12 protein-coding genes are annotated in these 14,570 nt (G+C 58.9%); 5 read left to right on the top strand and 7 right to left on the bottom strand.

What is annotated here, in order from left to right:
• Positions 1–464: 464 nt before the first annotated feature.
• The 5 genes from QKD99_RS07915 to QKD99_RS07895 form a co-directional block, all read right to left on the bottom strand.
• On the bottom strand, positions 465–803 hold the full coding sequence (locus QKD99_RS07915) for a transposase (protein WP_297845975.1): 339 nt from the start codon (positions 801–803) through the stop codon (positions 465–467).
• Between the two features lie 313 nt (positions 804–1,116).
• On the bottom strand, positions 1,117–4,233 hold the full coding sequence (locus QKD99_RS07910) for a SpaA isopeptide-forming pilin-related protein (protein ID WP_347951171.1): 3,117 nt from the start codon (positions 4,231–4,233) through the stop codon (positions 1,117–1,119).
• Between the two features lie 5 nt (positions 4,234–4,238).
• Positions 4,239–5,084 carry an adhesin gene (locus QKD99_RS07905; RefSeq protein WP_239230898.1) on the bottom strand — a complete coding sequence of 282 codons (846 nt, stop codon included), beginning with the start codon at positions 5,082–5,084 and terminating at the stop codon, positions 4,239–4,241.
• The gene (locus tag QKD99_RS07900) at positions 5,077–6,015 is read right to left on the bottom strand and encodes a class C sortase (protein ID WP_204610552.1); all 939 of its coding nucleotides are present in this window, start codon (positions 6,013–6,015) and stop codon (positions 5,077–5,079) included. The genes QKD99_RS07905 and QKD99_RS07900 overlap by 8 nt, the downstream gene beginning before the upstream one ends.
• Positions 6,016–6,114: 99 nt before the next feature.
• Entirely contained in the window at positions 6,115–7,725 is a 1,611-nt protein-coding gene (locus QKD99_RS07895) for a SpaH/EbpB family LPXTG-anchored major pilin (RefSeq protein ID WP_347951170.1), read from the bottom strand.
• 522 nt (positions 7,726–8,247) lie between these two features.
• Here QKD99_RS07895 and srtB point away from each other — a divergent pair.
• Genes srtB through QKD99_RS07880 form a run of 3 tightly spaced genes read left to right on the top strand, consistent with a single transcriptional unit; the run spans position 8,248 to position 10,230 of the window.
• On the top strand, positions 8,248–9,237 hold the full coding sequence (gene srtB / locus QKD99_RS07890; RefSeq protein ID WP_284815043.1) for a class B sortase SrtB: 990 nt from the start codon (positions 8,248–8,250) through the stop codon (positions 9,235–9,237).
• Positions 9,238–9,268: 31 nt separating this feature from the next.
• Positions 9,269–9,469, top strand: a complete 201-nt coding sequence (locus QKD99_RS07885; protein WP_297845983.1) for a hypothetical protein — start codon at positions 9,269–9,271, stop codon at positions 9,467–9,469.
• A gap of 50 nt (positions 9,470–9,519) precedes the next feature.
• Positions 9,520–10,230 carry an ASCH domain-containing protein gene (locus QKD99_RS07880; protein WP_347951169.1) on the top strand — a complete coding sequence of 237 codons (711 nt, stop codon included), beginning with the start codon at positions 9,520–9,522 and terminating at the stop codon, positions 10,228–10,230.
• A gap of 94 nt (positions 10,231–10,324) precedes the next feature.
• Here the strand turns inward: QKD99_RS07880 and QKD99_RS07875 are convergent, their stop codons facing one another.
• Entirely contained in the window at positions 10,325–10,642 is a 318-nt protein-coding gene (locus QKD99_RS07875; RefSeq protein WP_347951168.1) for a hypothetical protein, read from the bottom strand.
• Positions 10,643–10,826: 184 nt separating this feature from the next.
• Between QKD99_RS07875 and QKD99_RS07870 the strand changes: the two genes are divergently transcribed.
• Complete coding sequence (locus QKD99_RS07870) at positions 10,827–11,492, top strand: sugar O-acetyltransferase (RefSeq protein WP_347951167.1); 666 nt, start codon at positions 10,827–10,829, stop codon at positions 11,490–11,492.
• The gene (locus tag QKD99_RS07865; protein ID WP_347951166.1) at positions 11,493–13,760 is read left to right on the top strand and encodes an ATP-dependent RNA helicase; all 2,268 of its coding nucleotides are present in this window, start codon (positions 11,493–11,495) and stop codon (positions 13,758–13,760) included.
• On the opposite strand, the gene QKD99_RS07860 is transcribed toward QKD99_RS07865, so the two are convergent.
• A complete protein-coding gene (locus tag QKD99_RS07860; protein WP_347951165.1) occupies positions 13,761–14,531 on the bottom strand; it encodes a TSUP family transporter in 771 nt (256 codons plus the stop codon).
• Between the last annotated feature and the right edge of the window lie 39 nt (positions 14,532–14,570).

Raw genomic sequence — 14,570 nt, 5'->3', positions numbered from 1 at the left:
ATCCATGGACCAGCCTAGGACTCGGCGGGAGTGTCCATCGCGGATAACGCATTGGTACAGCCAGCCCTCATTCGTGCGCAGATGGGTAAAATCCGACATCCACACTCGATTAAGCTGCCCTTGATCAAATAGGCGTTTTACCAGGTCTACAAGCGTGAACTTCTGCTTGGATTGAATTGTCGTTACGGGAACAAACGCCCTGTGTGAGATACCCTCAATACCCATCATCCGCATGCGTTTGGCCACGGTTTAGCGATTGACATAGACCCCATCCTCAGAGAGTTCTGCACTAATCCGTGGGGCACCGTAGACTTCGTCAGAATCTTCCCAGATATCAAGAATTTTCCTGTCTAACTGGTCGAGGAATCTCTGACGCTGATTTTCACCACGAAGCCGTACTGCTTGAGCCTTTTGCCATTTATAGTAGCCAGAATGGGAAACCTCTAATAACCTGCTCATCCGTTTTATGCTGTAGTTCGCCTTCTCCTGGTGTAGTAGCTCAAATTTTTCCGATCGCGTTGCCTCAAAGCGACGAAGGCGGTGGCTTTTGACAAGAACTCATTACCCATCTTGGCCTCAGCTAACTCACGACGCAGGCGAGCGTTTTCGGCTCGTATATCGGCATCACTGCGGCCATCTACCGAGCCTTGGCGTTCCCGCTCGAGTGTGACCCACCTGCCTAAAATTGTGGCTGATACGTTAATTTCCTTAGCCGCATAAGCGATTGGGCGCCCGGACTCAATGACCAGTCTGGCAGCCTCCTGCCGGTACTCCGGGGTGTACTTCTTCCCTGACGAACTCACAATGAACACCCGCTCCTACAGGCACAAGATCCGTACTAATAGGGTGTCCACTAAACGAGGGTAACCTCATTTTTGCTTGCCCTCAACCGGTGTCCATCTCCTCTGAACGCTTGCCTCTGCTACTGGCGTGACGCAGCGATTAGTGCCCACCGGGGGTAGCGGTTCTTGGCATCGAGATCATGCCCGTGGCACGCAGCCCAAGGAAAAAGGGGCGGGCTCAGCGTTGTGTGCTGAGCCCGCCCCTCCTTTATGTGCCTACTACCTAGGTCAGGTGGCGCGATGCACGCGCCACTCCCCTGCCTGGTTTTACCGCTTAGGCGGTCTTACGGCGGCCGAGCAGGAGGCCCGCGCCTGCGAGCACGGCACCAATGAGCCCCACGAGGGCCACGCCGTACCCGCCGGTCTTCGGGAGCTTACCGGCAGTGGTGTCCGACACCTGCAGGATCATCTTATCGCCTTGGCCACTCACTTGGATTTGTCCGCTGCTAGTGCTGACCGCAGAAATCTTATATTGCTTAGTCTGCTCATCCACTGAAATCTGAAACTCGACCGGCTGGGCCAGCAGGTTGAGCCCCTTAGGAGCCTTCGTTTCAACGAGGAAGAACGTACCAGTCGTCTTCACTTCGATAGACTCCTGCCCGGGCTTGATGGTGTAGAGCTCTCCAGCGCTGTAGTCCGGCTGGCCTCCCTTGGACGGGTAGATCTTGAAGGTCGCGCCACCCAGCCCAGACATCTCCACGATCTTATCGCCGTCGTAGTGAGCCTTCTTGAAAGTCAGCTTGCCCGGCGGAGTTTCCGGCTGCTTGTAGTTATCAACTACGCAGGAAACCGAAGACAGCTTCTTATCTTTCTCGCTCATCCTGACCTTGAAACCGAACTCACCGTCATTTGTGACCTCAACCGGTTTCGTTACCCCGTCACGGGTTTCGGTACACACGGCATTCTTGTCATTCCTCTTATAGAGGTTGAAACCCGGTTGCTGTGTCTCTACCAGAGTCAGTTGCTGCTCTTGTTCGCTCATGATGTTCCAGGAGGCAGTGCCAAGGTCCCTGTCGGCCGAGGACGTTGCCTTCAGCGACCTCCGAACGAGCTCGCCATTACCTGGGTCGATGATGTCCTGGCCACCGGCAGACAGGGTGAACTCCCAGCCTGGGACACCGTCTTCAAGAACCTTGCCGTTTTCGTCAACGATCCGCTTCTTGACGGTCACCGCACCATTGCATCGTGCGGTTACGTCTTGGGCGATTTTCTTCATCTGTTCGGTAAGGTTGCTGTAGTTAGACACCTTCACCGTGTGACCCGTGCCCGAGATATCCTCGCCCATGGTCTTGACACCACGTGCACCGTAAGTCCACCTCGACATGTCCGAAGTGACTGTCACTGACCTCCCATTAGGCAACCGCTCAAACACCTGCAGTGCCCGATTCGGCGCCAGCTTCGCAGCTCTCTCTAGGTTCGCCATAATGAGCTCGCCGCTTTCGTTAGTTCCTTTACGTTCCTTGTCGTTGTAGTTTGCTTCTCGCGCGGCTTGAATCCCGGAGTTGATTTTGTAGTAGACACCAGGTTGTTGCGGCACTTCGGCATTCAGACCGATGCGTTTGATGTCCTTGAGAACATAGTCTTGCTCAACAACCCAATCTTTACCCGTATTTCCGCCAAGCGTCAGATCAACCATGATTGGCACAACACGGGTACCGGCAGCTTTGAGTTCGTTGGCTGCCTTAATCGCGTCGTTGAGAGCACTAGCCTGAACGAATTCACCACCGAGGCCCTTGCTCTTGATTGTCGAGGAGGTCGTGGGCATACCATCCGTGATGAAGTACACCACGTCGTAGTCGTGATCCTTGACCTGCTTCAGGCCCGCTTCCCAGTTCGTAGCACTGTTATTTGCGTTATAACTCCAGTTCTTAACTACGTCCTTTGCTCGCTGGACGCCCTGCTCCGACAGCATTGAAATATAGGGTGGGTTCTGACCGTGTGTCGTTCCAGCCTGATTAGCCGGACCGCCACTTGCGAAATTATAGATTCCGAGTTCAGCTGGGGTGCCCTGCAGGGAATCAATAAATGCATTCGCAGCCTTTTTGGATGCCTCGAAGCCATTAGTATCTGCGTAGCGGAGCGATGTCGATAGGTCGGCCACCAAAGCAATGCGCAGACCACAACGCTGTGGCATCGGCGGGTTAGGGACACGTCCGTTAACCCACTGAGCTCCATACGGCTGAGAGATAATCTCTGGTGGTTTTGGTGTGCTCTCATTCGCGCCATACACATCAAGACCGACCTTCAAATTCTTGTTCTCCGAGAGATTATTAGTGAAGGTGAATACCGCATCCTTCGGTACAACGGCAGAGTCAACCGGTTTACCATCCTTTACCGGAACAACGTCCATGGTGATGAAGCCGTTGCCAATATTGACGTTGCGTTTCTGCAAGGTCACACCTGGCTCAATCTGATCCAGGGTGAGGTTGTACTTCTGCGGATCCAAGAAAGTCGCGTCAGTCTCGATACGCACGGTTGCGTACTTCATGTGAGATTCCGCAGTCACCTTAGCCGTAAAGGCATTGGGCTTGGTCGGATCTACTGGGTCAGCTTTAACTGCAAACTCGTGGCCGATGGCATCAAAGTGACGCCCTTCGACCGCCGGTGGCTTGGGGTCTTCAGAAGAATCTGAGCAGTCTTTCACCTCCCCGCTGAAGTCGAAGGACCACTCGGTCTTCGCACCGGCAGCGAACTGGTATCCGTTCTGCGGCTTCGCCGTAACCTTAACGGTGGCCTTTTGGCCCTCGTAGAAGTGCTGCCCAGCGGGCTTTCGCTCGCCACCAATGAAGTAGTCAACACCCTTCGTGTCTGGAATGTTGATGTAGCCCTTCTCTACACACGAGGGAGCGGTGGCTGGATCAACTGCAGTTGGCGCTGCGGGAGTCACGGACGTACCCGGCTCCGGGTCAGGGTCAGGCTCTGGCTGCGTGGTGCCACCGCCCAAAGTGCCTTTCGGGGTAATCGTCACCGAGCCTTGCACCCTAGGGTTGTTGAACTGCAACTGCAGATCAATGGTGTCGCCTTTTTTTAGAACGCGATTCAGCCCGGTGATTGATTTTGAATACGGAAGTTTTTGCGACGCAGCTAGAGTCTCGCTTTTTACGCTTGCACCGTTGACCTTAAGATCGTAGCCAATAAGAAAGTAGTTGCCGGTAACGGTGAAGTCGAAGCTATTCATCGTGGCATCGGCGTCGACCGTGAAGGTATAGCTGTTGACAGTGGTGGTGTTGTTAAAGTCCCGTTTCGCCGGGCTCACCGGAATGGTCGTCGCCTGCTGTGCCTGCGCGGTCGGCGCGGGAAGGCTGGGCAGCGCGCCTAGGACAGCGACGCCAAAAACCAACGCAAGCGCAACGGTCAGCGCGGCCGCTACTCCCATGAACTTTGTTTTCATCGTCGCTACCCTTCTTGCTTTCGCTTCTTCGTGATCAACAGCATCAACAGCCCGGCGCCCATCAGCGCCACCGCGGCGAGGACGAGCCCGATGATCTGTACACCAGTCATCGCCAGGTCGCCCTGTTCACGTTCTTTCTCATCGCCCGGCACGGGGGTTTCGCCTGGTGGCGGGGTCTCGCCCGGTGGGGTGTCCCCTGGGGGTGGGGTGGTAGATGGTGCTGTCGGTGGCGTCCCCGGTGGGGTCGACGGCGGCGTCTCCGGAGGTTCGGTCGGTGGGGTGGTCGGCGGAACCGTGGTGTTCGTCTTCGCCACGATCACGCCTTCCACTGGTCGGGGGTTATCGGCAACGGTGTGGAATGGAACCGCCACGAGGAAGGGGCTGATCTCCCGGTACTCTCCCGCCGCGGCACCAGCCGGTGCCTGGGAGGTGACCAGGTAGATGCCCTTCTCGAGCCCTTGGAATCGGACCTGGCCGGCATCGTTGGTCACGGCTGTGATCGTGCGGTCGGTCGGCCAGTCAGCGATCTTGTCTGCGCTGGTGTTGCGGACCTTCGCCTTATCCGCGGCGTTCTCAGGGTCGATGCCCTGCAGCCGCTCCAGTTTGATGGTCACGCCCGCGACCTTGCCCGTGGCAGGGTTGACCGGGTCCCCATTGCCCGGGGAGAGCGTGATGCTCAGCGTGTCGGTCCCGTAGTCGCGGGACACCCCGGGTTGATCACTGAGCCCGGCAACCTTGGCTGCGTCGGCGATACCGACGGCACCGTGTGCGCCGCCGAGCAGGCCAGCGCTGAGGGCGATGGCCGCCACGAGGCTGCGGCTGGTCCGCGCCGCGCGTGCTTGGCTAGTCATCTGCGCCAGCCCCTTCGTCATTCATCGTTTCTGTCGTTTCCTGGGATTCGCGATCCCGCTTTTGCTTCAGCAGCCACCGCAGCAGCAGGGTCAGCACCAGCGCTGCTGCCGCGACGAGGGCGTACATCCACCACTGCCACCCAGCACCGTGGTTCTTGTCGAAGATCTCGTGATCCGATTCGTCCAGCGGAACCTGGTGGCCGCGCACCAGCAGGCGGTGCGTGTTGATCCCATAGGGGGTGCAGGTGATCAGGGTGATGTAATCCTTGCCCTGCTCGGGGCGGAGGTCCTCGGTTTCGGTGGGCAGCACGACCTTGATCTGGTCGACCACGTACTTCAGCTTCTCGCCGGAGACCTGGACGTAGAAGGCATCACCCTTCTCCGCCTTGTTGAGGTGATCGAACATGGTGGAGTTCGCCAGGCCCGTGTGGCCAGTGATCACCGAGTGCGTGCCCTTGCCGCCGACCGGCAGGTCGGAGCCGAACAGGTGGCCCAAGCCTCGTTGCAAAGTGTCGCTATCTGTTCCGTGGAAGATCGGCAGGTCGGCCTTGATCTTTGGGAAGATGAGGCGCGCCATCGCGTCGTTCGCGTCGAGTTGGTCCAGGTATTCCTGGTAGTCCGGGTTGTTCTCGTCGAAGCGGGCGAGCCAGGGGTCGAGGATGGGGCCGGTGGTTCGGTTCTCGTTGTATTTGTGGGCGTTATCCCACTGCGTGTTTTTGACTTCTTCTGGAGTACTTTTTTCGAGTTCCGCGTAGTCTTGCGCGACCTTCGTGGCGACGTAGTTGTTCCACAGGGTGGACGTCACCGGGTACAGCATCACGAGCACCCCGAGGATCACGAGCACCGCGGCCAGCACGGGGCTGGTCTTGGTGCTGTTGGCACGGCGTGGTTCCTTCTTTGGTTCCACGTCTGTGCTGAGGGTGTGATCCACGGGGTGCTCCTGGGGCTGGTTCTGCTTGGGTTCGCCTGGGTGAAACCTTCGCCCCCGGGGTTGTCCGTTGGGCGAAGGTTTTACCGGTTCAGCGGGCTATTAGTTCTTAGCGCCGCGGCGTGCGAACCATGCACCGGCTGCCACGATGGCGGCACCAATTGCGGCCAGGATGCCAATACCCATGCCACCGGTCATCGGCAGGTTCGGGGTGGTGTCGTCGGAGTTAACGACCTCGCCCTTGTTTGCGCCGACCTGGACGGAAGCCAGCTCGTAGACGCGCTCCGGGTCAGTCGAGGTAGCAACCAGCTTGAACTCGAGTGCCTCCGGCAGCAGCTCCTTGCCCTTCGGAGCCTTGGTCTCAATCAGGCAGTAGTGGGACTGGTCACCAGCGGCAACCTCGGCATTGTCTTCGAAATCGTTGACGTGGAGACCGGTGATCTTCACCATGCCGTCCTGGCCAGAGACGAAGGTGGTCTTAACCTTTCCACCCTGCTGACCGTTGACCGGGGTCCAGGAACCCTTCTTGGTGGTGTCGATCTCGGAGCACTGCTTGCCAGCTGCCTGGCGAGCAATCTGGAACTCGGCGCCTTCCAGAGCCTTGCGGTCGCCATCGACCTTCTTGAACTGCAGGCCACCCCAGTAGGTCTTGACCTCCGGGGTCTCCTTAGGCTTGTCAGACTCCGAGCCGTCCGGGTTGTTCTGGAACACCCGAGCCTTATTCGGCGCGATGTCGGTGTCCTTCGCGAACTCAGCCTTCAGCTTGGTGGTGATCGTTACCTCGACCTTGTCGCCCGCCTCCAGCGTCTTAGCTACTTCAGGCTTCAGGGCGACGTCGACGTTGTTACCCTCGTAGAACTTTCCGTCTACATCCTGCTCGGGCTGGATCTCCTTGCCCGCGGCCGTCACGTTAACGCCAGTGATCTCCAGCTTCGGGTCAATCTGGTCAGTGATACGGAACTGGGTGCGCTCCGTGTTCGACTTCAGCTGGCGAGCAGTACCAGTGACGGTGTAGATGAGGTTCTCGTCGCCGGCGTTCTGGTCCTTGTCCTTGACGGTCTTGGTCGGTTCTTCGTCCTTGTAGTTCTTCGGGAACGCGTGGACGTCGTAGTTCCAGCTAGTGCCCTGGTTATCCGCACCGTTATCCGCGGTCATCGGGACGAATGCAATGAACGGGACAGCCGGGTCGTAGCCCTCCTTCGGGGTGGTCTCCACGACGAGGTAGGCACCGAGCTCCAGATCCTTACCTACCTCCCAGGTGCCGTTTTGACCGGTCGTGCCAGAAGCGACCTTGGTGAGGACCCCAGCCGACAGGCCATCCTTGAGCTGCGCCCCCTGGGAGAAGTCTGCAGCCTTGAGCTTGGAGGCAGCGACGAGCCCCTCATTCGTGGTGACATCGATGTCGGTAGCGCCATCCGCAGTCTTGTTGATCTTGTACACGGTGAAGCCGACACCGTCCAGAGCCTCGCCACCGTTGCGCTCGACGTCTTTCGCGTCTTCAAGAGTACCCGACGGGGTACCTTCATTGATCGGGTTGCCGAACTTGTGGATGGTCAGTGCACCCTTGGCGTTCTTATTCACCAACGGGGAGTCGCCGGCAGCCTGGTTGATGGCAGTGTCCTGAGCGATTGCAGCCGGGGCAGCGATACCCAAGGAGAGGCCAGCGACGGCGGCGAAAGTGACCGAACGAATGGTCAGAGTGTTCTTCTTCACTGGAGTGAATTCCTTTACATCAGTAGTGACTGGAGCGCGTAGCACCCCTCGACGTTCAGCGACCCACTCCGGTTAGCTACTTTTAAGCTTGCCGCCGTTTCAACCACGACACCTTAAAATTCGCTGGTGGTCACACGCGCCCCAAACCCCATTGCTGACAGATCACTTTTGTTGTGATATCACCAATTCTCGGGTTTCAGCCCCGCAATTCCCACCTAGTGAATCGCACATCATTAACTTATCACTTCGACACCCCTCAACAGCTAAAATAATTAAGGCATACCTTATTGATCCTCCCAACACAAATCTGGCTGGCGCGACTCAAAATCGCTCCTGACCTAGACTGTTGAACAGTTTTTCGCTCTAAGCGCACCAGTAATATACTCCCCCACATTAGGGTAAAAAGTGATAAACATCTCACAGCAAAAATTACGCTTTTTGTAACCTCGCAGCGAAGAATAGACTCCAACTCTCCACGTTCCACCGGAGCGAGCCCCAACCCCTCAGTAGAAGTTAAGGCCTATGACAGACCAACCCCCAACGCCGAACACGACGGACGCGACCCCGCCCCGCCAAGACAAGAAACTGAACACCAACGCGATCATTGCCGTCGTCCTCATTCTCGCCGGCCTGGGCGTACTGTTATACCCGGTGCTTTCCACCCAGTGGAATAACTACCAGCAGTCCCGCGCCGCCGAAGCCTACTCGCAGCTGGAAAAGGGCGTGCCCCCAGAGGTCCTCAATAAGGCCTGGGAGGAGGCGCAACAATACAACGCCAACCTCGGGGATATCGATCCCAGCGATGCGTGGACCAGCTCCGACGACGAGAGCTCCCCGGCGTATCAGCGCTACCTGAATTACCTCTCCGTCTTGAATGAGACCGAGGCCATGGGCCGCATTGTGCTGCCCTCCATAAATTCCGATCTGCCAATCTTCCATGGCACCTCCGACCGCGTGCTGGCCCGCGGGGTCGGCCACCTTTACGGCACGGACTTGCCTGTTGGCGCACCCGGCGAGCTCGGCGAGGATGGCGCTATCCCGCCCGCCCCACCAGAGGGCCGACTCTCCGCGCTTTCTGCTCATACCGGACTGCAGAACGCCACCCTGTGGGACAACCTCGACCAGATTGAGAAGGGCGACCCAGTCTACGTCGCCGCGGCGGGCGAGAAGCTGAAGTACGAGGTCCGGGACATCGAGGTCGTCACCCCGGATAAGACCAGTCTGCTGCGCCGCACGCCGAATAAGGACTTGGTCACGCTCATCACCTGCACCCCCTATGGCATCAACACCCACCGGCTGATCATCACCGCCGAGCGCGTGCCGATGGACCCGCAGGAAGAGTCCGTCTTCGACGGGCAGGGCACAACCTGGCAGTGGTGGATGTGGGCCATCCTCGCTGCCGCGGCAATCATCGTGCTGCTGCTAATCCGCTGGTGGTGGAAGAACTTCCGCAAGCAGGAAGGCGAGGAGGGCCCCGCAACCTCCGGCGCTGGGGACACCACGGAGAGTTAACGGGCTTTTGCCTGGTGCGTTGATTAACATCATGAACTCATCCTCCTCTCAGGCTTCTACTACCCGCCGCCTCACCACCACCTGCACAGTCGCCCTGGCGGTGGACACCGCCGCAACCCTGGCTACCGCGCCAGCCTTCGCAGCGCCCCACCCGGTGCAGGATCCCCGGGGTTTCATCGTCTCCCCGGCGCGCTTGATTTCTAGTGGTCGTGGAAACCCCCAGTGTTCCTGATCTCCGTCGTCACCTAGATGAAGCGCGTTGGCAGTTATTACCCTTAAAGAGTGATTACTAACGAACTTCGAAATTTGCTGGCCAAAGCAACCACCCATGCACAGCGTTTTCAAGACGGAGAAGACCACACTGTAGCCGCAGCACTCCTTACCAAATCAGGAAAACACGTACTCGGTTTGAACGCGCACCACTTCCTTGGTGGTCCTTGCGGGGAAGTCTCGGCTTTAGCCAACCATGCTGCTAGTTATCCAGAGGACCCAATCCAAGCAGTAGCCGCCGTATACGGACCTACTGGTCAAGTTATTCCTCCCTGCGGTAAATGCCGCCAGGTGCTTTTTGATGTTGATCCGTCCATTCGGTGCATCGTGCGCGGAAGCAATGGACTTGAAGCACCTACCGTAGAAGAACTCTTGCCATTCGCATTCAACTGGCGAAATATGGAACAAGAGCAGCGCATCTACATGTGGGAAGGCTACGAGGAATCAATTCGTAGCGGAGAAAAGCAACAAACCATCCGGGTAGACGATCCCTTCCATGAAGGAAGTGCCCAAATTGTCTTCGAGAAAGAATCCGGAGAGGTCGTCACCATTCCTGCACAGGTCACGGCCGTTGTTTCTACCCAGCGATGTGAGTTGTCGGAAAAGCAAGCTAGAAATGACGGTTTTGGCTCTCTCACCGAGCTTCAAAAAGCGCTAGATGCTCACTATCCCGGATTAGGTGACGATGACGAGGTAGACGTCGTAGAGTTCAAACTGCGGTAATCCATTCAGACCGAAAGGTGGAATAAGCTCTCCTCCCACGTGCAGAATTCACCTCATCCATTACGTCATACTTGCGGTGTGAAGATTACGGTAGCTAGCGCTGGGGGTCCTCTAATTCCCTTATGCAGAAGTCCATCATCTCAGCGGTAGGATTCGAGGAGGAAAACACTTCGCTCGCTATTTCCCTAGGAGACCAACTATCCGGAAGGTCATGAAATCCTGCGCCGAGCTTTCCAAGCGTGACTGCTGAAGAGTTTTTGACTGCGCTAAGGACCGTAACGACATCGTCATACGTAGCATCAAACGAGTCTTTCCCATTCGTCCCAGTTGCATCAGCAATGCAGATCCAGTCATCGAGTTCCGCCATATCGCTCAAAATATTATCGATGATTTTTCTTGAATCTGTTTCCATATGCTCACTCGTTGTGTTTGCGCCTTCTACTAGCACTCAACCTTAACTCTGAGAAATAGCAACCGCTTTGCCAATGTTGGCTACGATTTTTATCGAACCAGCAAAAGCGGCCTGGTGGTTTGTGATTTACCGGGAACCTAAGTGAATTTCACAGGCTCCTACTAAGCACCACTCGCCCTCTACAATGACACCCATGGATGCACAGAGGCGGCAGGACGTGGAGCGCTACGGCTCATGGGAACGGATGACCGGCGGGGAGTGGTTCCTGCCGAGCATGCCGGACGCGAAGAAGGAGCATCAGCGCGGTTTTCGCCTAGTCAAGCAGCTCAATGAGCTGCAGAACACGGATCCGGAGCGCGCGAAGGGCATCCTGCGCGAGATTCTGCCGGAGGAATCTGCAGTGCCGGGCCTGCACGTGCCGCTGAACCTGGAATATGGATGCAATTTGGTATGCGGGGAGCGCGTCTTTATTAATTTCGGTGCCACCATCTTGGCCCAGGCCAAGGTGACGCTTGGCGATGGCGTCATGATGGGCCCGAATTGCTCCCTGATTACGGTGGGGCATCCGGTAAACGATCACGAGATGCGCGCCGGTGGGTGGGAAATTGCCAAGCCCATCACCATCGGGGCTAACACCTGGTTCGGCGCCAATGTCACCGTGCTGCCGGGGATTACCATTGGAAAGAACTGCGTCGTCGGCGCGGGCACGCTTATTACCACCGATATTCCGGATAATTCGCTGGTCCTGGGAGCTCCCGGCCGCGTAGTGCGCAAGCTGGAGAATAACGAGGACGCCTGGGAGCGCCAGGATCTCAACGGTCCCGTGGAAGGTTTTGGAGCCGCCAACTAGATGTTTGATCTCGCCACAATCGGCGCGGGCTTGCCCGTAGCCGAGACCATCGAATCGCTGCCGAGCACCGGAAACGTTGTCATTCAGGCCCCGCCCGGTACGGGTAAAACCACGCTCGTCCCACCGGCGCTGGCCAATCATGCAGCCGGGCGCGGAAAGGTCATCGTCACCGCCCCGCGCCGTGTGGCCGTGCGCGCGGCCGCGCAGCGCTTGAGTACTCTCAGCGGCACCCCAGACAAGGTTGGCTTCGCCATCCGCGGCGAGTCCCGCAAGGGCAGTGAGGTCGAGTTCGTCACGCCGGGTGTACTGCTGCGCCGCTTGCTCAAGGATCCGGAGCTCGAGGGCGTAGCCGCCGTTGCCATCGATGAGGTCCACGAGCGCCAGCTCGATACGGATCTGGTGCTGGGCATGTGCCTAGAACTAGCCGAACTACGCGAAGACTTCCGCGTCATCGCCATGTCCGCCACCGTAGATGCGCAGCGCTTTTCCCAACTTATGGACGCGCCCGTGCACGTGACCGAGGCGGTGACTCATCCGCTCGATATCCATTACGCGCCCATGCCGGGCAGGGCGGCGGGAACGAGGGAGTTTTACGGGGACGTCGCCAAGCAGGCAGCCTGTCAGCAGGAATCAACGCTGGTCTTTGTGCCCGGCGTGCGCGAGGTGAACCTCGTGTGCGATGCGCTGGACGGCCATAATGTTTTCCCACTGCACGGCAAGCAAACCACCGCGGAGCAAGACGCCGCGCTGTATAGCGAGGAGCGGCGTATCGTCGTGGCTACCTCCATCGCGGAGTCGTCGCTTACCGTGCCGGGCGTGCGCATGGTGATAGATGCCGGGCTCTCCCGCGTTCCCCGGCGCGATGCGCAGCGTGGCATGTCCGGTTTGGTGACGGTGTCTACCTCGAAGTCGAGTGCCGATCAGCGCGCTGGTCGTGCCGGCCGTGAGGCGCCTGGCACCGTCATTCGCTGCTACTCGCAGGATGATTACCAGCACTTTTCCCCGCACACCACCCCGGAGATCTTGTCCGCGGACCTCACCCAGGCCGCGCTAATTCTGGACTGCTGGGGCGCGGGCCCGGACTTCCCATTGCTCGATCCCCCGCCGGCCCCGGCCCTTGCGGCCGCGCACGCCACCCTTGAGCGCATTGGTGCCACGCAGGAGCTCGCCCTCCTGCCCACCGATCCACGCCTTGGCGCCTCCTTGCTCCGGCACGGCAGCCAGGCCGCACCCATTATTGCCTCGCTTGCCGACGCCCCTTTAACCCCCGACCTCACCCGTCACCGCCCACCCCAAAGAGAGATCAAGCGGCTCGCCCGCCTCGTCGAGGATCTCGGCCCCGCCGATCCCGGCGAGGTCGTCGCCACCGCCTTTCCCGAACAGGTGGCCAAGCGCATGGGCGAGGATTACCTGCTGGCCAGCGGCACTCGCGCACGGCTGCTGGATAACTCGGGCCTGGCCGGCGCCCCGTGGCTCGCCATCGCGGAGGTATCCCTGTCCAACGCGGGCAATGCCATCATCCGCTCGGCCGCCCGCATCGAGGAAACCGCAGCACTGGAGACCATCGGCGTCACCGAAGAAACCCGCGCCTTCCTGCGCGATGGTCGCGTGCGCGGCGTCAAGGTCAGGGCCGCGGGCGCCATCACTCTTTCTGAGACCCCGGTTAAAGTCACGGGCCCCGCGGCCGAGGAGGCGCTTGCCGCCGGCATCCGTAAGGAAGGATTAGGACTTTTCACCTTCAGCAAGAAAGCCCAGAGCCTCAAAGACCGCCTGCGCCACCTGCACGCCCACTTCGGTGCTCCTTGGCCCGATGTCGATTCCGCAGATCCCGCCGAATGGCTCGGCCCCGAGCTCCACCGCATTGCGGAGGGCACCCCCGCCGCCAAGCTAGACATGTACCCCGCGCTGCAACGCCTCCTGCCCTGGCCGGAAGCCACCCATCTGGACGATCTCGCTCCCGAGCACCTCCCAGTCCCCTCCGGTCGGGACGTACGAATCGACTGGTCCGGTGATCGCCCCGTGGTTCATATCAAGCTGCAGGAATGCTTCGGCTTGGCCGAATCCCCCGAATACTGCGGCCACCGCGTGCAATTCCACCTGCTCTCCCCCGCCGGCCGCCCGCTCGCGGTGACCGATGATCTCGCCAGCTTCTGGTCCGGCCCTTATGCCGGCGTGCGCGCCGATATGCGCGGCCGCTACCCCAAGCACCCGTGGCCGGAGGACCCGTGGAACGCGGTTGCTACCGCGCGCACCAAGAACCGGATGTAGCTATCCCCACTGCTGCCAGCCCAAGTAGCAGCTCATGACCACGACGAGAGTAAGTAGCGCGTAGCGGATGAATTTGGCCCCACCGCCGAGCACGGTACGAGCACCGAGAAGTGCGCCAGTAATATTGGCTACGCCGAGCACGATGCCGAGCGTCCACCACACGTGCCCGCCAATAATGAACACGATGAGCGCACCGAAGTTGGTAGCGGTATTGACCACCTTGGCCATGGCCGCAGAGGTCAAAAAGTTCTGCGCAAAAATAGAGGTGAAGGCCATGATCAAAAACATTCCGGTACCCGGTCCGAAGATGCCATCATAAAAGGAAATGATGCCGGAGAGCACGAGGACCACGATGGTCCGCCACCCGCCACGGGTACCGGCAGAGTCGCTGCTGCCAAAATCTGGCTTGAAGGCAACGAAGATGCCCACGGCCACCATGAGCACGATGATGATGGGCCGCATAACGTCTTTATCGAGGCTCGAGGCCACGCTGGCCCCCAACCCAGAACAGACCAGCGCGATGAGGAGGAACCGCGCCATCTCCGCCTTGTCCAGCTTCACCTTGCGGGCGAGGGTCACGGCAGCGGATCCGGTGCCAGTCACCGCGGCGAGCTTGCTTGTGCCCAAAGCTGCGGCCGGAGCAAGGCCCGGCAGGACCGCCAGCAGCATCGGGATCAGGATCAATCCGCCACCACCGATGACCGCATCGACCCACCCCGCGGCCGCGGTACCAAAGAAGAGAATTATCCACTGCACCACATCGATTTCCATGCCCCCGATCATAAATCTTGAATGATGTAAGGTGATAAC

Origin of the sequence: Corynebacterium sp. c3Ub_189 (genome assembly GCF_039907195.1) — a bacterium.
GTDB lineage: Bacteria > Actinomycetota > Actinomycetes > Mycobacteriales > Mycobacteriaceae > Corynebacterium.
This window is presented reverse-complemented; position numbering and strand designations above follow the sequence as displayed.

What these genes read in the sequence shown, in the direction of transcription:
- QKD99_RS07865 (WP_347951166.1), top strand. Translation starts at nt 11,493, where the DNA reads ATGTTTGATCTCGCCACAATCGGCGCGGGCTTGCCCGTAGCCGAGACC.
- QKD99_RS07910 (WP_347951171.1), bottom strand. Translation starts at nt 4,233, where the DNA reads ATGAAAACAAAGTTCATGGGAGTAGCGGCCGCGCTGACCGTTGCGCTT.
- QKD99_RS07870 (WP_347951167.1), top strand. Translation starts at nt 10,827, where the DNA reads ATGACACCCATGGATGCACAGAGGCGGCAGGACGTGGAGCGCTACGGC.
- QKD99_RS07885 (WP_297845983.1), top strand. Translation starts at nt 9,269, where the DNA reads ATGAACTCATCCTCCTCTCAGGCTTCTACTACCCGCCGCCTCACCACC.
- QKD99_RS07875 (WP_347951168.1), bottom strand. Translation starts at nt 10,642, where the DNA reads ATGGAAACAGATTCAAGAAAAATCATCGATAATATTTTGAGCGATATG.
- srtB (WP_284815043.1), top strand. Translation starts at nt 8,248, where the DNA reads ATGACAGACCAACCCCCAACGCCGAACACGACGGACGCGACCCCGCCC.
- QKD99_RS07860 (WP_347951165.1), bottom strand. Translation starts at nt 14,531, where the DNA reads ATGGAAATCGATGTGGTGCAGTGGATAATTCTCTTCTTTGGTACCGCG.
- QKD99_RS07905 (WP_239230898.1), bottom strand. Translation starts at nt 5,084, where the DNA reads ATGACTAGCCAAGCACGCGCGGCGCGGACCAGCCGCAGCCTCGTGGCG.